Annotated in this window: 20 protein-coding genes; 12 read left to right on the forward strand and 8 right to left on the reverse strand. The window is 55.4% G+C overall.

Features of this window, described 5'->3' with window-relative positions; genetic code table 11:
• Positions 1 to 220 precede the first annotated feature (220 nt).
• Both DTL42_RS25430 and DTL42_RS25435 read right to left on the reverse strand, forming a co-directional pair.
• On the reverse strand, positions 221 to 1,492 hold the full coding sequence (locus DTL42_RS25430) for a DUF1501 domain-containing protein (RefSeq protein ID WP_234824359.1): 1,272 nt from the start codon (positions 1,490 to 1,492) through the stop codon (positions 221 to 223).
• Between the two features lie 84 nt (positions 1,493 to 1,576).
• A complete protein-coding gene (locus tag DTL42_RS25435; protein ID WP_234824360.1) occupies positions 1,577 to 3,256 on the reverse strand; it encodes a DUF1549 and DUF1553 domain-containing protein in 1,680 nt (559 codons plus the stop codon).
• 974 nt (positions 3,257 to 4,230) lie between these two features.
• Between DTL42_RS25435 and DTL42_RS25440 the strand changes: the two genes are divergently transcribed.
• The 4 genes from DTL42_RS25440 to DTL42_RS25455 all read left to right on the forward strand — a co-directional run bounded on the left by DTL42_RS25440 (position 4,231) and on the right by DTL42_RS25455 (position 7,817).
• The gene (locus DTL42_RS25440; protein WP_234824361.1) at positions 4,231 to 4,893 is read left to right on the forward strand and encodes an RNA polymerase sigma factor; all 663 of its coding nucleotides are present in this window, start codon (positions 4,231 to 4,233) and stop codon (positions 4,891 to 4,893) included.
• Positions 4,894 to 4,948: 55 nt separating this feature from the next.
• Positions 4,949 to 5,461 (forward strand): anti-sigma factor, encoded by a 513-nt coding sequence (locus DTL42_RS25445; RefSeq protein ID WP_114373661.1) that lies wholly within the window; start codon positions 4,949 to 4,951, stop codon positions 5,459 to 5,461.
• A complete protein-coding gene (locus DTL42_RS25450; protein WP_114373664.1) occupies positions 5,451 to 6,563 on the forward strand; it encodes a hypothetical protein in 1,113 nt (370 codons plus the stop codon). The genes DTL42_RS25445 and DTL42_RS25450 overlap by 11 nt, the downstream gene beginning before the upstream one ends.
• Positions 6,564 to 6,701: 138 nt before the next feature.
• Positions 6,702 to 7,817 carry an alpha/beta hydrolase family protein gene (locus DTL42_RS25455; RefSeq protein ID WP_234824362.1) on the forward strand — a complete coding sequence of 372 codons (1,116 nt, stop codon included), beginning with the start codon at positions 6,702 to 6,704 and terminating at the stop codon, positions 7,815 to 7,817.
• Positions 7,818 to 7,851: 34 nt separating this feature from the next.
• Here DTL42_RS25455 and DTL42_RS25460 read toward each other — a convergent pair whose 3' ends face one another.
• Both DTL42_RS25460 and DTL42_RS25465 read right to left on the reverse strand, forming a co-directional pair.
• A complete protein-coding gene (locus tag DTL42_RS25460) occupies positions 7,852 to 9,570 on the reverse strand; it encodes a mechanosensitive ion channel family protein (protein ID WP_114373668.1) in 1,719 nt (572 codons plus the stop codon).
• Positions 9,571 to 9,737: 167 nt separating this feature from the next.
• Positions 9,738 to 10,493: a hypothetical protein gene (locus DTL42_RS25465; RefSeq protein ID WP_114373671.1), complete on the reverse strand. Its 756-nt coding sequence runs from the start codon at positions 10,491 to 10,493 to the stop codon at positions 9,738 to 9,740.
• Between the two features lie 386 nt (positions 10,494 to 10,879).
• Between DTL42_RS25465 and DTL42_RS25470 the strand changes: the two genes are divergently transcribed.
• Complete coding sequence (locus DTL42_RS25470) at positions 10,880 to 11,128, forward strand: BON domain-containing protein (RefSeq protein WP_114373674.1); 249 nt, start codon at positions 10,880 to 10,882, stop codon at positions 11,126 to 11,128.
• A 74-nt stretch (positions 11,129 to 11,202) separates the two neighbouring features.
• Here the strand turns inward: DTL42_RS25470 and DTL42_RS25475 are convergent, their stop codons facing one another.
• The 3 genes from DTL42_RS25475 to DTL42_RS25485 form a co-directional block, all read right to left on the reverse strand.
• A complete protein-coding gene (locus tag DTL42_RS25475; RefSeq protein ID WP_114373677.1) occupies positions 11,203 to 15,513 on the reverse strand; it encodes a DUF7133 domain-containing protein in 4,311 nt (1,436 codons plus the stop codon).
• A 206-nt stretch (positions 15,514 to 15,719) separates the two neighbouring features.
• A complete protein-coding gene (locus tag DTL42_RS25480) occupies positions 15,720 to 16,130 on the reverse strand; it encodes a YidH family protein (RefSeq protein WP_114373680.1) in 411 nt (136 codons plus the stop codon).
• Between the two features lie 13 nt (positions 16,131 to 16,143).
• Positions 16,144 to 17,229, reverse strand: a complete 1,086-nt coding sequence (locus tag DTL42_RS25485) for a fatty acid desaturase family protein (RefSeq protein WP_234824363.1) — start codon at positions 17,227 to 17,229, stop codon at positions 16,144 to 16,146.
• 464 nt (positions 17,230 to 17,693) lie between these two features.
• On the opposite strand from DTL42_RS25485, the gene DTL42_RS25490 reads away from it, so the two are divergent.
• The 7 genes from DTL42_RS25490 (at position 17,694) to DTL42_RS25515 (ending at position 22,471) form a co-directional block, all read left to right on the forward strand.
• Complete coding sequence (locus DTL42_RS25490; protein ID WP_114373683.1) at positions 17,694 to 18,956, forward strand: beta-ketoacyl-[acyl-carrier-protein] synthase family protein; 1,263 nt, start codon at positions 17,694 to 17,696, stop codon at positions 18,954 to 18,956.
• Positions 18,957 to 18,987: 31 nt separating this feature from the next.
• Positions 18,988 to 20,148, forward strand: a complete 1,161-nt coding sequence (locus DTL42_RS25495; RefSeq protein ID WP_114373687.1) for a hypothetical protein — start codon at positions 18,988 to 18,990, stop codon at positions 20,146 to 20,148.
• A gap of 46 nt (positions 20,149 to 20,194) precedes the next feature.
• Positions 20,195 to 20,680, forward strand: coding sequence for a hypothetical protein (locus DTL42_RS25500; RefSeq protein ID WP_147274438.1), 486 nt, complete (start codon positions 20,195 to 20,197; stop codon positions 20,678 to 20,680).
• A complete protein-coding gene (locus DTL42_RS25505) occupies positions 20,677 to 20,868 on the forward strand; it encodes a hypothetical protein (RefSeq protein WP_114373693.1) in 192 nt (63 codons plus the stop codon). Before DTL42_RS25500 ends, DTL42_RS25505 begins: the two co-directional genes overlap by 4 nt.
• The gene (locus DTL42_RS26460) at positions 20,855 to 21,022 is read left to right on the forward strand and encodes a hypothetical protein (RefSeq protein ID WP_158545552.1); all 168 of its coding nucleotides are present in this window, start codon (positions 20,855 to 20,857) and stop codon (positions 21,020 to 21,022) included. The genes DTL42_RS25505 and DTL42_RS26460 overlap by 14 nt, the downstream gene beginning before the upstream one ends.
• Positions 20,991 to 21,419: a hypothetical protein gene (locus tag DTL42_RS25510; protein ID WP_114373697.1), complete on the forward strand. Its 429-nt coding sequence runs from the start codon at positions 20,991 to 20,993 to the stop codon at positions 21,417 to 21,419. Before DTL42_RS26460 ends, DTL42_RS25510 begins: the two co-directional genes overlap by 32 nt.
• A gap of 134 nt (positions 21,420 to 21,553) precedes the next feature.
• Entirely contained in the window at positions 21,554 to 22,471 is a 918-nt protein-coding gene (locus DTL42_RS25515; protein ID WP_114373700.1) for an alkaline phosphatase family protein, read from the forward strand.
• 224 nt (positions 22,472 to 22,695) lie between these two features.
• On the opposite strand, the gene DTL42_RS25520 is transcribed toward DTL42_RS25515, so the two are convergent.
• Entirely contained in the window at positions 22,696 to 24,354 is a 1,659-nt protein-coding gene (locus DTL42_RS25520; protein ID WP_114373703.1) for a 30S ribosomal protein S1, read from the reverse strand.
• Positions 24,355 to 24,381 lie beyond the last annotated feature (27 nt).

Below are 24,381 nucleotides of genomic sequence, written 5' to 3' on the forward strand. Positions count from 1 at the left end.
GTCAAGAAACGAAACACGGCCGAAAGTCTTTATTACCACGAGGTAACCAGGGGCTTTCGACCGTCGCGCTTCGTTGGTCTGTATTCCTGATTGCTTTTACTGGCGATCAGGCTTTTATCCCGGAGGAGTAAGTTTCCTGGGGGATTACTTTTATTTGCTATTAGTAGTTTCGTAAGTACACGAGAAAGTTATTCCCACCCGACAAATCTTTTTCGCATTTTTATGCGATCAGATCTTTGATCAACTTCCCGCCGTTGGCAATCTTCATCGGACGACCACTCTTGCTGGTGAAGGTGGTATCGAGCGAGATGCCCATGGCGCGAATCACGGTGGCCATCAAGTCTTCCGAGCTGTACGGTTCGGTTTCGACTGCGGTACCGTCCGAGCTGGTTTCGCCGATGGCTAAACCACCCTTGATACCGCCACCACCAACCACCGTGCTCCAACTACGAGCCCAGTGATCGCGACCAGTGTTGCCGTTGATGCGAGGTGTTCGGCTAAATTCGCCCATCCACACAATCGTGGTGCTTTCCAACAAGCCACGCTGCTTGAGGTCGGTCACGAGGGCACTCATGGCGCGGTCGAGGACCGGCAGTTTGTTGTCGGAAAGGGTAGTGAAGATGTTTTGATGGTTGTCCCAGCCACCCAGGTCAACTTCGACAAAAGGAACGCCAGCTTCCACCAAGCGGCGAGCCAGCAAGCAACCACGGCCGAAGCTATCGTTGCCGTACAGTTCCTTCATCTGTTCCGGCTCTTCGTTGACGCGGAAGGCCTTCATTTGTTCGCTCTTCATCAGCTTGACGGTCTTGTCGAGGATCTTGGCATGATCCACGGCAGCTGGACCGCGATTTTGGCTGACGAAACCACTTTCGATCATTTGCAACATGCCCAAACGACTGGTCAACGTATCGTTGCCCCAGTTTTTTAGGCCGCCCAGGTTACGCACTTGGCCGTTGCTGCTGACGGTAAACGGAGCCCAAGACATGCCGAGGAAGCCAGGCCCGACGCTACCACCACCCACCGAAACGAACGGCGGAATTTCTAGGTCGCTACGTTCGGTCGCCATTTCATGAGCAATCACCGAACCGTAGCTAGGATGCTCGATGTTAGGGTTCGGAACATAGCCGGTGTGCATGTAGTAGCGACCACGACCATGATCTGCTTCCCGGGTGCTCATCGAACGAACGATCGAAAGTTCGTCCATGACCTGAGCAACTTTCGGCAGATGTTCGCTGATCTGCATGTCCCCCTTGGTGCTGATCGGACGGAACGGCCCACCGGTGTTCATGCCGGGCTTCAAGTCCCACAAGTCCATCGTGCTTGGGCCGCCACCCATCCAAAGCATGATGCAGCTTTTGCCCTGCTTCTTCAGCTCTTGTGCGTTGGCTTGAATGGCGTTGCCCATCATCAACGATGGAGCAACCATCGCGGAAGCCCCCGCCAAGTGAGACATGAAGTGACGTCGGGTCATACCTTCAGGGAGAAAGCTCATCGATAAGTTCCTTTGTATCTTAGGTGCCCGACGACTCGGGCCAGTGTTCGTGGTGATAACTGGTATTGAGTTCGGTCGACACGCTTAGTGATTCAGGATGAACTCGTTGCTATTCAAAAGGGCCCAGAAAACATCTTGCAATGCCTTGGCGGTGTCTCCCTTATGAATACCAATCAAGTAGTTCGCGGCATCGACCTCTTTACGGGTTGGTCGACGCGCGATCGTGGCCATGTAGAGGTGATTGATCGCTTCTTTTCCATCTTGGCCTTCGGCGGCCATTGTGTAGATGAAGCTGCCTGGCTTGGTGCTCACCGCATCCATCACCAGATCACCGTTAAACATCATCAAAGCCTGCGGAATGGTGCCGTTGAACGTCGTCGCTTCGTCCCCTTCGTCGGTTCCGAAAGCGGTGACGAACTGCTGCATCCATTCGCTCTTCTTCTTTTCTTGCTCTTCGTAGTTGCCCCGGGTTTTGTGGGCCTGGGTCGCGATGAGCAACGATTCGTACAATTGTTCGGCCTGCATCTGACGCAGATAAAAATGGCTGAACTTAGGTGGCTCGCCGACGGTGGGATCATCGAGGGCATTCCCCTTGGTAATCTTGCTCGACAAGCTGTAGGCTTCGCTTAGCGTGATCCAGCGAATCAACTGTTTCAGGTCGAAGCTGTTTTCGCGGAGCTCTTGCCCGAGATAGGTCAGCAGTTCGGGATGGGTCGGACGATTATGCGGGCCCATGTCGTCGACCGGCTTGGTAAAGCCATAGCCGAGGAAATGGCCCCAGTAGCGATTCACGATCGCTTCCTGCAAGTTGTCTGACCCGACAATAAACTTGGCTAGTTCATCACGACGATTGACTTGCGAAATACGGCCGCTGGTCGGAATCTTCTGGCCATCGAGAAATTCGGGGTAAGCAACCTTCAGCAAACCGTTGCGAAGTTCGTAATAGATTTCGGCGTTGTCGATGTTGCGACCTTCGCCCATGAAGTCGACATTGTTCAGCGTCATGGCCCGCATGCCGTTGTTGGCATTGCCAGGCATTTGCCCACGCATGGCCCGCGTTTGCCGGAAGAAGGCGTTCATATTCCAGAACTTCTCTTGCTTCCACTCGTTAAACGGGTGGTTATGGCACTGCGTGCATTGCACTTGAAGCCCTAGGAAGATCTGAGCCGTCTTGGCGGTCGCCTGAACACCGTCTTCGTCCAGCTTATCCATATAGAAGTTGACCGCACCGTTGAAACCTGGCATGCCGGGGGTATTGGCCCCAGTGGCACTGACAAGTTCCTCGACCATTTTGTCGTAATGCGTGTTGCGGGCGAACGTATCTCGCAAATACTTCTGCATGCCGGCGCGGCTGATTTGCGAGTTGTTAGCGGTTCCGCCATTGCGACCGATCAGCACATTCGTCCAAACGGTGGTCCAATTGCGGGCATACTCTTCGGTATACTTCTCGTCGAACAGCAGGCGATCAACGAGGTTTTTCTTTTTATCGCGAGAGCGATCACGCGAGAATTCGCTCAATTCATCAACCGAAGGTACCCGCCCCAAAACGTCCAAAAACAGGCGGCGAGCCCAAACGGTGTCCATTTCTTCTGGAGAAGGGGAGATACCATAGTCTTCCCAGCCCTGGCGGATCTTCTCGTTGATGGTGGCAACCTGAGGGATCCCGTAATCCGCCGCTGTGGCGAATGCCCCAGAGGTCAAAACACACACCATGCCTAAGAAAGTAGGAATGAGAGTGACGGGAGATAATTGCCATCGCAACATAAGGAATGCCTTTTCTGTTTCGATCATGGACTACGAAAAGCTTCGCAGGGTGCGTTTTCGCAAATTCCTACGAAATGGGTGTCCATTGCGAGTTACTCTTCTGACGAGACATTGCTACAATGTCGTAACTCACCTGGATAAACGATGTGGTACTTTGAATGTACTCAGCGGATTTTCCGATTCGGCGGGATTTCTATCACTTTTTTCCGCAATGCGAAAAGTGAAGCCCCGTTATCTCTATATTCCGCATGAAACGCGAAGTTTATTGCTGCTTTCCAACCGATTGTTTTTTTCAGTCATTTTCATTTTTTCGGTTTGGTATCGCGATTCGCAGCAGATGACCCCCCACTCGGAGCGTAGCAAAATAGCACAGTGTTGCATTTCGCTACGCGCAAAATAAAACAGGCGAGTCATTTTTGAGAAATGAACTCGCCTGTTCTATTCGGGATGGAAGGGGGAGATCCTTCCAACACTTGCCTCTTATCATCCTTTCGGAGCGACCTTAACCCAATGCCTCTAAAGGATTAAGGCCAAAAACCGGTGTGCCTCTTCTTATTACCGGCCCCTGTTATCCAGGATCCTCTTCTCTGTTCCGACCCTGTCATCGTTTCCGTTAGGATGCTAGGTATATATGCAACAGGCGTGCCAAAAAAATGACTTACCAATGATTGGCTTGCTAATTAAATCCATCCACTGGGATACCGGTCCAATCCGACCAATGCACCACCCAATGTGACTGCGAAGCGATCGCCTGCGAATTGCTGCGTGCCTTCTCGGTCAGAGAAACCTATTTGTTTCCGTGGGGTTTCTATTTAGGTTGCCCCAGCATGTCGTTGCCGCAGCACAAGAGCCAGCGTTTTGGTGACTGCGGCGGCTACAGCCATAGAGGGGCGGGCCGCTAGTTTTTGCCGACGCGAGTCCCTAGACTGCATTTTAGTTGTGCAACCGAAAGGCCTTGGCAGCCTGGTAAGTAATTGTCGGATCGCGGAGAAGATGCTTTGTCGATTTCGGAATCGACTGCTCGGAAATACGAACTGCAGGACCCTGATGTCCGGCTGATGCTGTTGGTGCGCGATGACGATGCCGCAGCGTTCGAGGAGTTGATGCTGCGATACCAACGCCGAGTGGTTACGGTTCTGGAACACCTGGTCGGTAAACGAGATTTGGCCGAGGACTTGGCCCAAGATGTCTTCATGCGTGTTTATCGTTCGCGGAAGACGTACATCCCAGGGTCTCGTTTCTCGACGTGGCTCTTTACGATTGTCAACAATGTGGCCAGCAACGCCCGGCGGAGCCTGGCCCGACGCAAAGAAGTTCAAATCACCAATTCCCCCGATCAATCAGGTTCCCAGCCTGCCGATCCGTTGGAACGTATGGCCACAGCGGCCAGCGGGCTCATGCCAACCCGCCAACTCGATAAGACAGAAATGGGGAGTATCGTTCGGCAAGCCGTCCAGTCGCTGAACGAGCGACAGAGGATGGCCGTGTTGCTCTCGAAATTCGAGGAGATGAGCTATAACGACATTGCCGAAACCATGGGCATGTCGGTTCAGGCCATCAAGTCGTTGTTATCCCGCGCCCGAGCAAACCTGAAAGAAGCCTTAGCACCTTACCTGCAGGAAGGAATCGTTCCTTAAGAATGAGCAAGAGTCCATTCCTATTGGATCGCCTTTTTCATCAAGCGACGTAGCCATGATCGATCCCACTGCACAACCTGACGAACAAACCGAGACCGACGAGCTGTTGGCCGCCTATCTCGATAACGAGCTTTCCGATCAGGAAAGGTCGATGGTCGAAACGCGCCTGGCCGACGACGATGCATTCCGGCTACGGCTTGTCGAACTCGATCGCACGTGGGACATGCTCGATTCGCTTCCCAAGGCCGACCTGGACGACGAAAAGTTTGTCCGCACAACGGTCGAGATGATCACCGTCCAAGCCGCTCAAGAGGTGCAAGAGTTTGAAGCCAGCCAGCGCCGTACCGACAAAGCACGCAAGCTCGGTCTGGTGTTGGGGATGGTCGCTTTGGTGGTCGTGGGATATCTGATCACTCAGTGGCAATTAAACCGCCCCGACCGCATTCTCGTTGAAAACCTAACCGTAATCGAAAGCGTCGACGAGCTACAGCTGATTGAAGACATCGAGTTCTTAGAAGCCCTCAAGTCGGAAGGGCTGTTCACCGGGGAGAACGACGATGAATCGTAGCGCGATCCTGGCCGGTTTCGTCACGCTGGTTCTACTGACCACACTAGTCGGTCATGCGCAAGAGTCCGAATCAGAGCGGGCCGCGCGGATCGCCGCGATGTCGGACGCCGACAAATTATCGCTGCGCAACAAGCTAGAACGCTTCGAACGTCTGCCCACCGCCGAACGCGAGCGGCTGCTTAACCTGAACGCGGAGCTCGAACAGCGGCCCGATGGCCCGGAGCTGCGCGAGTTAATGCACCGTTATTACGACTGGCTAAAAACAATCAACTCTGGCCAACGCCAAGAACTGCAAGAACTGCCAGCCCAAGAGCGGATAGCCAAAATCAAAAGTCTGCTGGACGAACAAGAACGAGGTCGCTTCTTCGCGCTGATGAAAAACATCATGACCGACGTGAAGCACGAAGAACTGGATGATATTCACCAGTGGATTGTCGACGATTGGCTGGTCAAAGATAGAGACCGCATTCTCGCTTACGAAGAGAAACTGTACGAACACAAACCGTGGTTGCGTTCTCGCCTAGCCGAGAAATCGCTTTCTCCAAACCGCAAGGTTTATGACTTGTGGGTGAATATGTACGGCGTGCCTGGCATCCCCGATATCATGCCCAGCGAAAGCGACTTTGAAGAACTCAAGTCACACCTCGGTGAAAAAACTCGGAAGAAGCTCGAAAGCGAGCCAGATCGCCAGCAAAGCTTATTGGTGCAGTTGATGCGAGCCGCCATCGTTTCGCAGTTTCGCACGCGTGTCGACGACGAGGATCTTAAAAAGTTCTACGCCGAATTGCCCGAGAAAGACAAAGCGGAACTCGCAGGCTTCCCGCCGGAACGATTCAATTTCGAACTGCGGAAGCGTTATCGCGAAGAGAACGGTCGCCGCTTCGTCGGCAACCGTCCACCTGGGCCACCGCCGTGGGATCGCGACAACCGACGGGGGGATGGGCGCGGTCCTGAAGGGAGAGGCCCTGGCATGCGCGGCGAACGAGGGCCACGCCCTCCGATGCCTTCCGACGACAAGCTGCCACCAACCAAACCAGAAGAGAAAACGCTCGGCAATGACGAAAAACCGGCGGCCGCAAGCCCAACGCCTGATTCTCCATAAAACGCGACCAAGTTGTCGCAGCCACTCCGCCGCATAGTCACCTGTGCGGCTTTTTTTATGGGGCAGGGCAGGGCAACACTCGCTAAAATAGCACCACGTCTTCTCAAGCCCGCCTGACTAGCCTGCCGAGTTTTTGCCATGCGAATTGGTTTGCTGCTTTCTTTCGTTCTCGTGATCTGCTTTTCTTCAATTGCCGTTGCCCAGGACGTAACGGCCCCCAAGCGATTGCCGCGTGAGAACCTGTTAGTCTATCGCGACGCAGCGAATCAGCTACGTCCTGTTGAGTCACAAGCAGACTGGCAACAGCGGCGGGCCGAAATACTGGCTGGCATGCAGTCGATCATGGGGAAGCTGCCCGGGGACGAGAAACGTTGCCCGCTCGACGTGCAAGTGCATGAAGAGGTTGACTGTGGCCAATACGTGCGGCGGCTGATCAGCTATCAAGCGGAACCAGGCTCACGGGTACCGGCCTATCTGTGCGTGCCGAAAGTCGTGCTAGAAAACGACGCGTTGCCGGTTCATGCCGCCCTTTGTTTGCATGGTACCGACAACGTTATCGGGCACGGAACCGTTGTCGGCCTGGGGCGACCGAATCGAAATTACGCTGGCGAACTGGCCGAACGTGGCTGGGTCACGCTCGCCCCCAACTATCCGCTGTTGGCCAAGTACCAGCCTGACTTGGAAAAGCTAGGCTGGGAAAGTGGCACGATTAAAGCAGTGTGGGACAACATGCGGGGGCTCGATCTGCTGGAAACGCTCCCCTACGTGAAGCATGGCAACTACGCGGCAATCGGGCACTCTTTGGGCGGACACAACTCGGTTTACACGGCGGTTTTCGATCCGCGAATCGGGGCGGTCGTCACCAGTTGCGGGCTCGATTCGTATCTCGATTACTACGATGGCAAGCCGGAAGTGTGGCAGCCAGGGCGAGGCTGGACTCAGGTTCGTTACATGGCCAAGCTTGGCGATTACCAAGGGCGGCTGGCAGAAATTCCGTTCGATTTTCACGAAATGCTCGGGGCCATTGCTCCTCGTCCGGTGCTGGTCATTGCTCCACTTCGCGATAGCAATTTCCGCCACGAAAGCGTCGACAAGGTCGCCACCGCCGCGCGGCAAGTGTATCTGCTGTATGACCAGCCGAATTCGCTTCAGGTGTTGCACCCCGATGTCGAGCACGACTTCCCGCCCGCGATGCGCGAAGCGGCTTATGCGTTTCTCGCAAGCTCGCTACCTGATCAGCCCACCAAGCCGTAATCCGATCTCTGGCTGTGTTGGCAAGCACTTTCCTTTAGCGAGCGCCAACACGGTTATCCTCTTCTTGGTTGACCACCCGAACGCGTTCACGGGGCAGATAATCGCCACTTTCCAATTGCTGCACAAAGGCGATTAGCTTCTCGCGCATCTCGCAGTGTAAGTCCCATGCGTCGCCAGGGTTCTTAGCGTGACAGAGCGCGCGAATTTCCATGGTCTCTTCCGAACAACCGGTCACTTGTACCGTCGGCTCGCTCCGTTCATCCCACAGTTCGTGCTCGGTGGCCAACTGCTCGAACTTTTCACGAATCTGATCGACGTCGGTGGTGTAATCGACGTAGACCTTGATCGGACGCGTCAACTCGGGACTGACCTTGGTCCAGTTTTCCACCGGCTGCGAAATCAAATATTGCAGCGGAACAATCAATCGTCGCTTGTCCCACGTACGAATCGTGAGATAGGTGAATTTGATATCTTCCACATGCCCCCAGTTTCCTTCGAACAAAACGCTATCGCCAATCCGCACCGGCTGCGTCATGGCAATCTGTAGCCCGGCCAACAAATTGCCTAAGATCGGCTGAGCGGCGATCCCCAAGATAACCGTGGAAACGCCCGCCGATGCCAACAAGCCGTAGCCAACGGCATCGAAAATATTCAGCTGCACCAGCAAGATGCCAACCACCACAAAGGCCGCAACGACCGTCACCAAGCGGCGGGCCACGCTGATTTTAGTCAGCAGCCCTTGCTGCGCCCCATCGACATCGTCGTCGAGCGTGTTGACGTATCTCTCCATGGTGAACTGGGTGGCAACATCCAAACATCGCAGCAGGAGCCAGGCAATCGCCCCGACCACAATCAGCAGCATGAGCGGATCGAGAAACATGTTGACAGGGCTGGTAAGCGAGAGAAATGTCTTTTTCAAAAGGTAAACGGCCAGCGCCGCACTCGCGAAGACTAGGGGCAAGCTCAACGCACTAATCAAGCGTTCAAACCACATCCGCTCTTTATTCTGACGATGCAGAATCGCATAGCCAATCAGATGCTGCGTAAGGTATCCGATGCCGACTCCTAATACGATAAAGACGAACAACGCGACCCATTCCCACAGCGGAACTCGACCAACAAGACGGACTTTCGCCCAAGCAGGAATCCATTGTTCAATCCAACTTGGGCCATACGCGGCGTACAGGGCCGGTATCTTTTCCACGGTCTGGGGGGAAAACAACCAGACTGGTTCGCTATCCCCCTTCTTGACGCGTTGGATCCGAACTCGCACCTCTTTCCAATCGTCGATACTGATTTTACCGAGCCGAATACTACGACGTGGCTTGCCCGCCATCGGGTTGTCGTTGCCCAAGCGGTTGATCATTTGCCCATCAGGCCGATCGGGCAAGTCTTCTAAGTCGATCCACAGTCGCTGGTTCAGGGCGTAGTAAAACTTTCGAGCATACTCGGCAGCTTGGCCTCGCTTGCTCTCGGGGATCAACGCGAAGTTCAGCGACTGTGCGGCAAGCTGAAAGTTCTCGTCCCGGCAGGCGAAAAGAAAGTTTTCGACCGTGGCCAGGGGCGTGCTGAGATCTGGCGGGTCGGAAACCGTGGGGACTCCTTGATTCAATTGCTCGACAGCATAGTAAGCATCGGTCGAGTTTTCAGCTTGCTTGGTGCTCTTCTCGTTGGCGATCGCCGTGTCGCCGGTCGCCGCCGTTAAGAGCAAGAAAAGAAGAAAGGAAGGAATGAGTTCGGGGATTCTTCTCATGAGGTTTTCTCGAATTCCGATCGGTTTTCTCTGAGAACGCCACGAAGACTTTTTGTCCTCCTAACGCCAATAAACGCGGGCCAGCTTGGCGCGCAGTCATACACCATGCCATTGCAAACGCAAATGAAATGCCAAGCGAGAAGTTTCCGGGAAAGAAGTCGCGTCCGCTACAGGGCTTTTTCGGCCAGCTTCAAGCGGATCGTATTCCGACAAGCATGCCGGACATCGGGACGCAGATATTTGAGCCAGGCAGGCTTCCACTCGCGGCGGGCCAACGCATACAAGCCGAGCGCATAGCCATACATATTCATCGAAAGATAACCGCAGCGCGACATGCTCCAACCGCTGGCCGCACCATTGTTCCAGTTTCCTTCCTGAATCACCGAGTTGGCCGTACAGATCCCCAAGCCTAAGAACACCGTTAAAAGGTCGGTCAATGGTTCGTGGTCATGTTCTTCCCGTGAAACGCGATCTTCCCCCAGCAGCCGTACGTGCCCGATCTCGTGAGCCAATGTCGCAACGACACCTAGCGGATCGTTCAAGCCGTCGACATTCAGCTGAATGCGGTAGAATCCACTCTCTTCGACTTCACTATAAAGCCCCTTGGTCGATTGCCAGTTATCGCGGGCCAAGCTGTTGCGGGCCTGATTGCCGTCGCCGTAATAGCTTAGCCAGAGACAATCGGGGTCGACATCCATGTGCTGGGCGACGATCACTAGCAAATGGTGGATTTCGTCCTCGGTGGCTCGATAGTGCCCCGGAAAGAACTGCGTGGTCGGCAGCACGGTGATGCCTTGGCGGAGACGCTCCATGCCGAACTCTTCGATCAGCCAGGCGAAACGGTCGTCGATCCATTCTCGCTCTTGCTCATTCACCGGACAGACCGGCGGCGAAGCAAAGAATGCACGAATCCATTGCAACATTTTGAGAGTCCTACGCAGTGCAGGCGATGACACCCCAGCGGTGATCCAACCTTATTTATTATGCTCGTCCCTGCCCACGCTGGCCACCGAAATGGTATCCGTTTAGGGAATCCACAGCCAATATCCGGCCTGAAACGTTGTTTGTTGCCACGATCTATTAGCCGCTTCCCAGGCAGTTGGCAGCAACGCTATCGGAGTGACTTGTTAAGTCTTTTTTGGTAATCCGTGGGGAATTATCGCTGTGAGGTACCTAAACACTGCTAGACTGGCGGCACGGTTGGGTCATCCTCAATACTCTCCATCGGACGGCCTGTGCGGTCGATTCCCCTCCCATACGACCGATATTTCTATCGGTTCGTCATGCTCTTCTTCTTAGGGAATCGCCCATGTTTGGCAATCAAGTCCCAGACAAAGACCTTCAGAAATTGGTCAATCGCACGCTAGAACGGACCGGTGTTGGGTCGCAAGCGAAGATCATGGCCCGCGTCAACGCTGGCACGGTCATTGTCAGCGGCACCATTAAATACGAAAACCAGCGCCGACCGATCCTTAAAGCGATTCAGGGCGTCGCTGGCGTTCAGCGCGTTAGCGATACAATGGCCTGCGCACCAAAGGCCGCGCGGACCGATGCTTAACCTTGGCCCGCTAACAACCTACGGGATGGCTATTCTCCGTTAGCCATCCCGAAAGCAAACTTCCACGAAGCAATCTACTTCGTGTCGGCCTTCGCAGCCAAGCTTTCCAGATAGGTGACCAAGTCGGCCAGCTCTTGCACGGTGACTTCGTTCGCCAAGCCGATGGGCATGACGGAGACTTCGTCTTTCTTCTGGCCTTCGATCTCGTCGGGATTCAACGTGATCTCGTTCCCTTGATTGTCACGAATGACGATCTTATCGGGACCTTCAAAGGTGATGAAGCCGGAAAGAAGTCGCCCGTCTTCCATTTGGAAGATGTTGGTCACAAACCCTTGCGCCAGCGACTTGCTCGGCAAGACGATCGACTCGGTGAGTTGATCTCGCTTGTAGGTCTTGGCGACCTGAGGCAGGTAAGGACCACGCGGCGTTTCTTTCGGATCGACGGTGTGACACTTGTTACACGTCAGCTTGGCAAATAGCGGTTCGCCCCGCGCGGCATCTCCCTTCGTTGCCACCACCAGCTTGACCACCTCTTCAGGATCGATCGTGCCGACCTTGGGACCGGCGGGCTGATCCATTTTGGCTTTAAGCTTCCAAGCAGCGGCCACGTGGGCAGCGGCATGGGCGACACTGGTGTCGGAACTATCTTTCAGGGCCAGTACCTTTTCATCGAAGTTACGATCGTTGAGGATCAACGCCGCTTTGAGCAAGTCCACCTGACGGGCCGGGTCGTTCCAACCGGCGTCGAGCGAGCTTTTCACGGTGCTGGCAACTTCCGGCGAAAGCTTTTCTTGCCCGGCCAGGGTCAACAAACCAACATCTCCCCAAACCGCAAGCGGAGACGAAGTATCCTTGGCCAACGCGTCGATGATACCGATTTGCCGGCTAAGTTGGTTCTTATCACGGAACGCATTAAGAGCACCCTTGAACTCCGCACTTTTACCATCGGCCTGGTTCAGCTTGGCCAGCCCGGTGAGAGCCGCGATAACGACCTCTTTCTCGGTGCTTCGGAGCAGGGCAGTGACTGCCTGGGCACGAACTTCCGGCTTGGTCTCTTTGGCGGTCGCGGCCTTCGTCAGCAGTTCAATCGCATCGCGAGGCAGTTCGTTTGATTCGGCCACCAGGCTGATTGCTCCAGCGGCGAACGCAGGATCGTTCTTTGCTTTTTCCAAAGCCATTTGCAGCGTGCCGTCGAGTTCGACGCGATTGCGACGCAGCTCTTTCAGCAGAAAGGCCGATTCGTCCGAGGCCGCCGAAGCGAGCGTCTTTTTCAGCACGGCACCGATCTTGTCGGATTGCTCCCACTTCTCTGGCTGGTAGTAAGGGCCACGCGTATCTGGCCGAGTTCCCCAACTGTTTCCTTTCCAGGTCCCGTCAATGTTGTAGAGGCGGCAGAGGGCCGAGAGCAAACCTTGGCGTGCCTCGGTCGAGGTCGCCGACTTCAAGCGTTCGATCAAACCATCAACCACTTCCGGCTGGTGAATTCGCTGCAACGCGAACAAGGCAAACTGCCGCTGTTGCGGGCTGGCCTGGCTGTCGTCGATCACGGTGAACAACGCTTCCGCCGCTTCCAACTTGGCCAACGCCTTATAAGCAGTGTGACGAATGACCGGGTCTTCACTATCGAGCGATGGCAAAACCAGCGAAGCCAACTCCTTCTTACCGCTACGGCCTACAGCGATGATCGCTTCCATCTGACGGCGTGGATTGTCGGAACCAAACAGGCTCTCAACCCGCGACTCGAAGAATTCGACCGCCGCTTGATTGTCTGGGTTCAGCACAATCATGTCGGCCAGGGCTCGCACCGCATTGGCACGCACATCTGGGTTATTCGCTAGTTCGCTCGATTCGCCGAAGGCGAGAACCTTGAGCGGGTCTGCCGAGCCTCGGGCTTGCATCAGCAGATAAACAACGGCAACCATGACGTCGGGGTCTTTAATGTTCCACTGCTGAATTTCTTCAATCGTTTCGTCATCGAGACCACGGGCTAACAGTTCGCGCTGCGCCCCCAGACGACGACGGTGGCTGTCGGAGCGTAGCAGCTGCAACAGCGTGTCGTTGTCGGCTTCGCGGAGGTTCGGCATTGGCTCGGCCTGGTAACCTTTGGGGGAAACCCGCACCAGGTAGCCGACGTCTTCGCCGTTGTAAGTGAACGTGGCACCTTTCCAACTCGCCGCGTAAATGTGGCTGTCGGCGTCGACGTCTAGGTCGGTCACGCGCGGGATGCCGAGGAACTCTTCCTGGTTCGCTTCAAAGGTGGCACCTTTGCGTGTGGGGTTATGGCGATAGATCCAACTGCGTCCCCAATCGGCCGTGTACAACGCATTGCCAAAGCCTTCGGGGAAGCCAGGTTCGTCCATGTACAACGTTCCACACCCGGAACCACCACCGTAGTCGGCCAGCGGCTGGATGATTTCGTCGTTGAAGTTCATGTACAAACGAGGGTAGCCGTGATCTTCCAGCCCGCTGAAGTGATGCAGGCGAATATCCCAGCCGCCACCATCGTTGGTATTGTCGCGAGTGAAGCCGTTCATCAGCGGATCGATGGCGACTTCCAAGATGTTACGTGTGCCGTAGCTATAGACTTCCATGTTCGATCCATCAGGACGAACTCGCAGCACGCCGCCGCCACGCATTTGCAGCTTGCGACCATCGGCCCCTTCCGCTTCCATGAAGCCAAAGTCGCCAATCGCCAGGTACAGCCAGCCATCGATGCCAAGGGTCACGCCGTTCGAGGTATGGTCGGCCGGACGGTCTTTGAAGGTGAACGCCAGGTTCTTGATTAAGATCTCTTGCCGATCGCTACGGCCGTCGCCATCTTCGTCGATAAACGCACTCAGGTGGGGCGGATGCAACACATACAAGCGGTCACGATCCCACACCAAACCACGAGGCGAATCGACATCGGGCACGAATAATTTCACTTCGTCTGCTTTGCCGTCGCCATCGGTATCGCGAAGACGATGAATGGCCCCGCGTCGTGGCTCGCGATCGAGCGAACCGTTTTTATCGACCGAAACGTATACGTCCCCTTCGGGCGAAGCGGCCACAAAAACAGGATAGTTCACCGCCGGTGGGCCAGCGAAGTAGGTCTTCTCGAAGCCGTCCGGAATTTTCACTTCCGCTAGGTCTTCGGCGTTCTTTTCTTCTTTCGTCGCGATTGGGTCGACGGTAACCATTTCGGTACCAAGCAGCCGCAGCTCGCGAATCGAAGCCCAACCTCCGTGCTTGCTGCTTAACGCGTTGACGCGAATGTAGCGGAAGCCACCAGCGACGAATTCAAAGTCGTAGTCACTGCCGTTGTTCTCGCTTTGGTCGACAATGGTTTTCCAACTCTTCCCGTCGGCGCTGCCGTCGAGGGTGAAACGATAAACGCCGTTGGCCGATTCCCAATCGATCTGTGCGCCGCGTAGCTCTTTCGGTTCGCCCAAGTCGACTTCCAGCCACTGCGGATAGCTACCGCTGCTGGCGCACCAGCGTGTTGCCTTGTTGCCGTCGACGGCCAGCTTGGCGAAATTGCTTTTGCCTTCTTCTTCGCTGGATGCCTTGGCAGGCTTATCGAGGGCCAGGTTCTCTGGCACCATCTGCGGACCAGTACTGGCCGAAGAAGGTTTCAGGTAGTCGTCGTTCAGCTTATCGCACGCCCACAGTGTGCCGCGGGTGAGCAGCGAAAGGAACTTGTCGTCTTCGACCGTTTCGTTATGGTGCCCCAGCGTGGTGCCGAAGATACGGGCATCGCCATATTGATTGGTCCACACACACGGCTGTTCAGTCCCATCGTTCTGCTCTTTGGAAGCCCCCAGCACATGCGCCGTGTCCCACACCTTGGCAATGTGATACAGCTCGCCTTGCGGGTTGTACCAAGCCGGGCCGAAGTCGGCCATGATCGGATGATTGGCGTCGTAGTTATAGACGGCATGCGGATAGTGGGCTCCATGCTTGTGCGAAGTCACCCCGCAGAAACGAAACCACTGATCGGTTCCGTCGCGGTAACAGTGCATCGCACAGTGAATCACCACGCCCGGCAAACCTTGTTGATGGGGCTTCAGCACGCGTTCGGTCCATGCCGGGTCTTTCACGCCGGCAAAGCACTCGTCGTGCAGGACGATATCGTAACCGTCGGCCCAGTTCGGATCTTCGTAAAGCGGAATCTTCGTGTCGGTGGTCGAGCCCCCTTGCTGCACCACGGTCACTTCGATGTGGGCACGCGCTTCGAGCCCTTCTTTGATCAAGTTCTTCTGCGTGGTGTAGTCGTGGCAACAACCGCCGGTGACGAGCAAGGCCTTGATTGGCTTCGGAGCATCGGCAGCGAGAAGTGTTGCCGGCATCATAGTAATTAGCGTAAACAGCACCAAGCGGGCAAAAAGCGAGCGAAAAGGTGTCATTAAGGAAAACCTGTTTTGACCAAGATATTCGGGGTAGGAAACGTGGGGTATCGTCGGTTCTACTATAGTTCAAACGAGACAAGCCAGCACCTATCTTCTCCGCTTGTAGAGGGGAAAGCGCGGCAAGAAAATCGCTAGTTCGTGCAAGATTTTGGCTTCTCGTCGAAAAACTCAGGCCGAAAGCAGCCCGCGAATGGGGACGATCGTCAAGAAGCCGCGCCGTTCAATCCATTGAGCGCGGTTCCCTCAAACACGCTCAACAGCAGATAAACGGCCAAGGCCATTCCCAGCAAGGCGACAAACGCCGAGATCACAATCGCAAACCGGGTGCTATAGGCTTGGGGCAACTGGGTGAACGTTAATGCTCGAATGAAGCGAGCGTGTTGCCAGGCAGAAATACCAATCAGCGTAGCCCCCAGCAACACAAAGCCGATACCAATCAGGGACGATGCAAGGGGTGGCGAGAGATCGGCGCCAGGATGCCGCAACATCCGCAGAAAGAGCCCAAATCGAGCGACCAGAAACCCGATGCCAATCACGGCCAGCCCGGTCCGCAACCAAGCCAGCATGGTTCGCTCGGCAGCGAAGAAAACGCGGGGATCTGAATCATCGGACACGAATTTGAATTCCTTAGGCCGAGTTGGCCATCTCGCTAGAGACCGATTCGTTATCAGCCCTATCTATCTGAGACGATTCGCCGGAGAAGCTCTCTTCGTGGTTCTGCCCACAGCGGACCCACAAATCGGCAAACGCATGCGTGAACGAGTCTTCGTTGGTTTGATGGTACGGCGAGCCATCCGGCAAGGCCTTCATCAATCGCTTGTGCGCTTCCGGCATCGCATGGTACGGCAGCGAAGGGAACATGTGGTGCAATGCATGGAAACGCGTTCCGATTGGAGCCCACAGTTCGGTCAGCCACATCTTGGTGGGGAAGTTGATCGAATCCAACAACTGCTCCAAGAAGGTCATTTCTCCTTCACGGTTGTGCCAGCGATGGGCGACCAGCGTTCGCACAGCGTTAATCGTCAGGATAAACACGCCGGTGCAGTACGCTTGGATCAAAAACGGGTAAGGATACTTGCCAATGGTTAGCGTCCCAATCAGCACCCCCAAGCACCACAAGAAGCACAAACCTTCTTGAATGCGAATGATTCGCATGGCGTCTTTGGTGGGTAGCGGGCGGATGTATTTCGGATCGATCACCATCGACGAGGCATGCTTCAAAGCCCAGTCGCGAAAAGCAGGGCTAATCCACGTCAGCGGGGTGAGCACCAGAAAACGAAACACCGCCAAAAAAGGCACGACGAAGCTAGCGGCCAAAAAGGCAAAGATCTGCCAGCGACCTTCATGCTCGATCGGCAAGTATTCGCCATCTTTGTCGGTGCCGTAATGCTTGCGGCGGTGATGATCCATGTGGGTGTAATAGACGAACGAAGGCATCAAAAACGGGACACCAACCAACAAGTTCCACGTCACGCGGAAAGCATTCATGGTGCCGGTTCGCAGATGAACCAGTTCGTGAATAAACATCGCCAAGCGATAGAACAGCAAGCTGCTCACAATAAAGCAAGTGATCTGCTGCCAGCTGAACAGTTCGCTTTGACGAACCAGCCGAAAGCAAACAATCGCCACGCTGAAGCTCAGCAGAAAGTCCGTCCAATAGACCCAGGGCTTCGGCTGAAACAAATCACCGATCGTCTTCCGAGCCTCAGCCATCGAAAAATCTTCGCTCTGATTACAATGCAGAGGGGCCTGGCTTTTTTTTGCTGAAATTTCGCTCATTGGAGTACCGCAGGTCAAAAATGGCTGAACCTGGTTTGAAATGGTTTTAGAACCATCCATGGATCGAAATACTTCCTATGCGTCACAATCGGCAGAACCAACTGCAATGATTCCGCAAATTATCCGCTGAGGGTGGGGTTTTTGGAGGAAAGTGCGATAATTATGGCGATTGCTTCGTCCTCGTAGGCGGGGGCTCTCTTTAGAATATGCAGTTTCGGTGAAATTATAATATCCCACCCTTCCATGGCAGCAAAATCCTCCTAGATTATCAATATTGCCATGGAATTTCGTAATTGGCGGCGGCGGGACCGATAGGCCGATCTAGGGAAGGCAAGAGCCGACCGATATAAAACAACAATCAATCTTTCGTGATCGCTGCAGGAAAGCCAAGTTAACGGATGCCCTCCTCAATCGAAGTCGTGATTACCGGAACCGGAATTGTCAGTCCGATCGGAATTGGCAACGAGGCCGTGTGGGAAAGTCTTGCCCAGGGTAAATCTGGCATTGCTCCCCTTACCGAATTCACTGCGCCGGAATACCCCGTCGCCTTTGGGGGGGAACTCAAAGGCTTCGACGGCAAAAAGTACGTCAAGCCGCGCAAGGCCATGAAAGTGATGTGCCGCGAAATTCAAACTGGCTTCGCGGCTGCTGCCATGGCGATGGATCAGGCCCAGCTCCAGCCAGGCAGCATCGATCCTGATCGCCTCGGGGTCGTTTACGGCAGCGAGATGCTCTATAGCGATTTCGAAGACCTACGCGCCGCCTACGAACAATGCGTCGAAGAAGGCTGGTACAAGCACGATCGCTGGGGGCCCTCGGCGATGAGCGAAACCAACCCCCTGTGGATGCTCAAATATCTGCCCAACATGCCTGCTTGTCACATCGGCATCTACTACGATGGCAGGGGGCACAACAATACGATTTGCCTAGAAGAATGTAGCTCGCTGGGGGCTATTTCCGAAGCCCTTTCGCATTTGCGACGTGGCACGATGGACTGCATGATCACCGGGGCCACCGGTTCGCGTTTGAACATCAATGTGCTGATGTATCGCGGCGACTCGCTCCTGTCGCATCGCAACGACGCCCCTGAAAAAGCCTCGCGGCCCTTCGACCAAGATCGCGATGGGATGGTCAGCAGCGAAGGGGCGGCCGCGTTCGTGCTAGAACCCCGCGAGAAAGCGGAGGCCCGCGGCGCTCAGATTTTAGGTCGCCTGCTGGGTGCGGCCTCGACATTTGGTCGCATTACCGAAGACGCGGCCATCTCGCCGACGGCGGTCGAGGCTTGTATCAAGACGGCACTGCGCGACGCGAATATCACTGCCGATGACGTGGCGTGCGTCTTCGCCCATGGTACGAGCATTGTCTCGGACGATCGCTTGGAGGCGGCTGCCATTCATGCCGCCTTGCCAGGCGTTCCCGTCGCGGCCATGAAAAGCTATTACGGGCACGCTGGGGCAGCCGGAGGGGCCCTCGACGCTGCCTTGGCAGTTCTAGCTCACCAGCACGGCCAGGTTCCTCCTACGCTCAACTACGAAACGCCTGACCCGGCTTGTGAGATTCCGGTTATCCAAGGCGAAGCTCTTTCGATTAACAAGCCCGCGATTTTGGTTCTCAGCCAAACGCGTCGCGGCCAATGCACCGGCGTCGTGATCGCGCGATAGCAATTCACGGCGGCGGGAACTAGACTGTCGCGTGCGTAATCGGCGCGAGCTGCTTTTTCCCGCTTTGGTGGAATCGACGACAATGGTCAAAGGGTGTGGTCTGGCCTTGGTGCTGCTGACCGGTCTGGTCGGCGGCTATATGTACTGGTTCGATCTCTACTTCAATCGCCCCGAGGCACTCATCTTTGGCGCCGTGGCTGGCTTGATTGTCTTCTTCTGCGTCGGGGCGTTAGAAAATGCTTGGCGGGCGTTTAGCGACTGGACACTTGTCTCCCGCGCTCAATTCGGTTCGCCGCTGTACGATGGCCAGAAGACCGCTGTGGTCGGGCGAATCCGACCGGAAGGAGAACCGCTGGCCGCACCGTTCTCAGGCACGCCCTGCGTGATTTGCGAGTACGCCATCTCACGTCCCCCAGTCTCGACCTCGGGCAAAGCGAAAGAGACTTCTGGTTCGGACTATGCTGGCTTTCTGATGACGCCTGCCAAGATCGATACCACCTCAGGCGAAGTGCGGCTGTTGGGCTATCCCTCGCTAGACCAAGTGCCGGAACAAAACATCTTATCGCGCGAGGGGATTGCGAACGCCCGTCGATTTTTGCACGAAACCAATTTCGAGGATCGCTCTGGCTTCAAGCTACTTTCCCTGATGTCGATCTTCGGCGAGCTGTGGTCGGACGAAGATGGCAAGGTCGAAAAGCACCTCAGCTTGCGGAACATTCCTGCCGAAGAAATCTTGCCCCTTGGACTGGAAAACGACTTTCCGCCCCAAGCCGAATTCGACGCGACCAACGCAGGGGGAGATTTGTTCGACGAGGACCAAGCAGAGGACGAGGATCTGCACGAAGCGGCGACTGCCTACAGTTTGAGCTTGAAGCTGATTGAAAAGCGGGTCGACGTGGGCGAAGCGGTGGTGGTGTTTGGCATTTACGACGAAGCCCACCGTGGCTTGCTGCCCCCTTCAGGGACCCTGACCCCCAATCGTTTACTGCTGGGCAGTGGCGAAGAAGTCGAGGCCCGCTTACGATCCAGCATGCTCAGCTACAGCATCGGCGGACTTCTGTTTCTGATTTTGGTGCATGCGGCGTTCTACTTTGCCCTGCAACTACCGGAAGCTCGTAAGCCGATTCCCGCGCAACAGAAAGCCGCCTGGCAGGGGCAATTGGTTGGCGTGGTGCAGCCTTCGCTTTTATAATCGCCGCAGTAGCTAGACTTGCCGAAACTTTCAGAGAGCGGACCTTTTGATGGAGCCATCGCCGTTTGAATCGCCGCGCGTGTTCGAGGAGAACCTCGTTGAAATTACGCCGCTAGAAGAGAAAGCGTTTCGGGTCGTGCGATACTTACGCTTAGTGATCGTCGCTTTGCTGGTGCGTAACTTACTGGTCCTCTTTCCCCTGGCAGTATTGTTCGGCTACGAGTTTTCCAAGGAAGCGTGGAGTTTTCATTTGAAGAACATCGAGGGCTGGTTCCAGACGTTTCTGATTTTGTTTTCACTCATCGCGTGCTATGCGTTGGCCCGTCAATTTTTGCCTCGCCCTCCTGCCGTTTTAATCGCCCTCTCGCAGATCGTGGCCTGTTTCTCGGCTTTGCCCCAGATCTTGTTAATCGTCATTGCCTTTCGCTGGCTTGCGCAACAAGATCTTTCCTTCGACGTAGTGGGCCTCAGAAAGCAAGCTTTGCTGCAGCGATTGGCCATGCGTGACGAGCGAGGGCCGAGGTTTCCATGACATCCAGGCCGGAAATCACTTTGCCGTTTCAATCGCCGCAAGCGGATGACTACGAATCGATTCGTGTGCTGATTGGTGAAACGAACTTCGAGATCGGTCAGCGGTTGCGGTCGGTTTATCTTGCCCTGATCTGGCAAGCCATCAGCATCAACCTGGTGGGAATCATTACGTTTGATGCGTTCGCTTAACGCGACTTGGCGTGGTATCACGTATGGGGGCATCCTCCTAGTACCAGTGCTTGGCTTTATCGGTTTGGCCCTGGCCGATTTCGCCGCCGGACGTTTCCTGAAACAAAGTAACGGGCTTGATCATGACACCCAAGCATTCCCTCCCCCCTCGTAATTCCGAGCCGGACGAAGAGCTTGCCCAAACGACGTTTGCCACTTTGCGGCGCGATCGCATCATGGCGATACTGGCCGGGATGGGCCTGTTGCTGACTTACGGCTTGACCTTTTTCGACGGTTACTTGCTGAGTTGGATTTTCGCGGGAGACACGCCTGCTTTCGATTGGGTCGATCCGGTTTACTTTGGTCTCTTTTGGGTTGTGATGGTCCTTCTGCCAGTCACGCTGCTGTTGGGAATGTTCGCCGCCTATCGCCTGGCCCGGCACTCACTTTCCTTTCCTGTGGCAATCGCCGTGGCGCTGCTGGCTGGTGTTCCTGTGTTGTCGGTCCTGATTCTGGCAGGGCTAGTCGTGCGAACCACTCGGCTGTTGCCTGCAGAAACGGCAGATCCTTGAATATGAAGAGTTGTTGAATCACCCCGTTCTATCAATAGACATTCTTTCTCGCAGCAAATAGACTGGCGGCGGAGAACCATCCAACCTTTCCCAACAGCCACATTTCCCCCTGTAACTTACCGGGAGTCTCCCTCATGGTACGGTCGTTTTTCATCCTTACGTTGCTCTTCTGCTTGCCGCTCAGTTCCCTGTCAGCGGCCGAGAAATCGAAGCATGTGCTGCTGCTGGGGATCGATGGTTGTCGCTTCGATGCCCTGACCAAAGCTAACACGCCAAACCTCGACAAGCTGCTGGCCGACGGCAGCTATTCGTCCTCGGCTTTGATTTTGGGGAAACGTTACCAAAAGAACGACACCGTCAGCGGGCCTGGCTGGGGAAGCATTGTGACCGGCGTGTGGGCCGACAAACACAACGTGCAAGACAACGGCTTTAAGGAACCACACTTCGACAAGTTCCCGCACTTCTTCCACCACGTGAAGCAGAGCATGCCGGAAGCGAAAACGTTGTCGATCATCAACTGGTCGCCGATCAAGAACTACATGGTTTCGTCCGCTGATATTTCCATCGACACAACCAGCGTCCCTAAGTCGTACCAGATGTGGGATGACGCCGCCGCTGAATACGCGGTTGATTTGATCGAAAAGGAAAAGCCGACCGCCATGATGCTTTACTTCGGCGAAGTGGACGAAGCTGGCCATGCCCACGGCTTCCATCCTTCGGTGCCAGAGTACATTGCAGCGATCGAGCATGTCGACTCGCTGGTCGGTAAGGTGTTGGCAACCATCGACAAGCAAACCGACCAACAGTGGCTCATCGCCGTCGTCAGCGACCACGGCGGACTAGGCACCGGGCATGGAGGCGGACACAACAAACCAGAAATCTTGAACAGCTTCCTGATCGTCAGCGGTGCAGCGGCGGAGAAAGGAAAGTTCGACGAGCAAGTTTACATCGTCGATGCCGTGCCGACGTTGTTGACTTACCTGGGCGTTGAAATTGACGACGCCTGGCAACTAGACGGGCACGCAGTTGGCTTAAAGAGCGAATCGCCGTAACGCATCTCGCCGAGGTAAACTAAATTCACGTAGGGTACGCTGTGCGTACCAAGCACCTGAATCCGAGTACGCACTGCGTCATTTCATAGATAGATCTCTCCCGCTTTGCATGCTCACGAAGACGTGAACATGGCACCCGTTTCAATGCCCGAAACAGCCCAAAGAAAAAGCCACCGTGTAATCACACGATGGCTTTTTTGTTTTCTGCGGTGGCGAACCAAGCGTTACCACTTCAAGCCGAACTTGGAACCTTCGCTCTGGTCGTTGGTGATGCCACCCTTGAGCGGTTGATTCGAGCTTTTCTTGACCGAGACTTCGCGATCGATATCGCCCTCGAAGTCGTCCTTCTTGCGGCCCCCTTGGCGGGCGTCGGCCGGTGGTGGTTGGGTCGCTTTGATCGAAAGGCTGATGCGGCGTTTGCCTTGATCGATGCTCAGGACCTTTACTTCAACCTCTTCACCCACCTTCAGCACGGACGAAACGCGGCTGATACGGCTGTAGCTGACTTCGCTGACATGGACCAGGCCTTCGATGCCAGGGGCGATCTCGACGAACGCGCCAAATTCCATCAGTTTGGTCACCTTGCCCGGAATCACCTTGCCGACGGCGAACTCGCTGGCCACCTTCTGCCACGGGTTTTCCATCGTGTCGCGGATCGAGAGGCCGATCTTGCCGGTCTCGGGGTCCATCTTGGTGACCTTCACCTTCACGATCTGGCCTTCGGCCAAGACATCGGAAGGATGCTTCACGCGTTCCCAGCTGATTTGGCTGACATGCACCAAACCATCAACACCACCCAAGTCGACAAACGCGCCGAAATCTTGGATGCGGGTTACCTTGCCTTCGCGAATCTGACCGACGGCCAAATTGCCCAGCAATTCCTTCTTGCTGTCTTCTTGCAGCTTCTCTGCTACGGCCCGGGCACTGAGCACCAGGTTTCGTTTTTCGGGGTTCGCTTCGGTGACCAAGCACTGCAGCTTGCTACCGAGGAAGTCTTCCAGCTTGTCGACATGATAAGTGGCCGCTTGGCTGGCCGGGATGAAACCACGAACCGTACCCACGGCACATTCGAGACCACCCTTGTTCACGCCATCGACGACCGCGTCGACCACGACTCCTTCACGAATGTCACCCCAGTCTTGCACGCTGATCGACGAGCCGGGAATGCCGACTTCGTACAATCGCTGACCGGCTTGGAATTCGCCGATCGAGACTTCCATCTTGTCGCCAACCACTGGGGTAGCAACAAAGTTACGAACGGAAGCAATCCCTTGATTGCCGCCAGGTAGATCGAAGAAGACGTCTTCGCGATGCACACGAATAACCACAGCATTCACGCGAGCGCCATCTTCCAAGCGGGAAGCAGACGGGGCGACCGTTTCCGGGCCCATGACATCGTCGAGCGAACGATCCCCCATCACGGCTGCGATTTCGGCTTCGATGTCGTCGAGCGTTTCGCGGCGGTTGGGGACTTGGACCTTGCCCCCTTCAACCGGCAAGCGATAGTCAGGCTCGCCAGCTTCGGCCTGAGTGGCGTCGGCCAACGTGGCGCTGATGTCGGCAGGGATTTGGGTCGGATCGTCTTTGTCTTCCTGCGGACGAGCAGGGCGAACCGGCTTCTTCGGCTGCGGAGGTTTCGGCTGAGCTGCTTGTGGCGGGGCATTACGCTGCGAACCGATCAGCACCTTTTTGCGATCGTCGCTCTCTTCACCCTCGGCGCCCGACTCGCCGGCAACCGCTTCGGGGCTGGCCGGAGCCGGCTGCTCTGAGGTTTGCTGCTCAGGGGCCTGAGTTTCCGGAGTGGATTGACCTTCTGCCGAAGCTTCGGGATTTTGCTGGGAGGGGTCCGCAGAAGCGGGATCCTTTTGAGGATCGGTCGACATGGGTTACGCCTTGGACGAGATACAAAA

Source organism: Bremerella cremea (assembly GCF_003335505.1).
GTDB classification, from domain to species: domain Bacteria; phylum Planctomycetota; class Planctomycetia; order Pirellulales; family Pirellulaceae; genus Bremerella; species Bremerella cremea_A.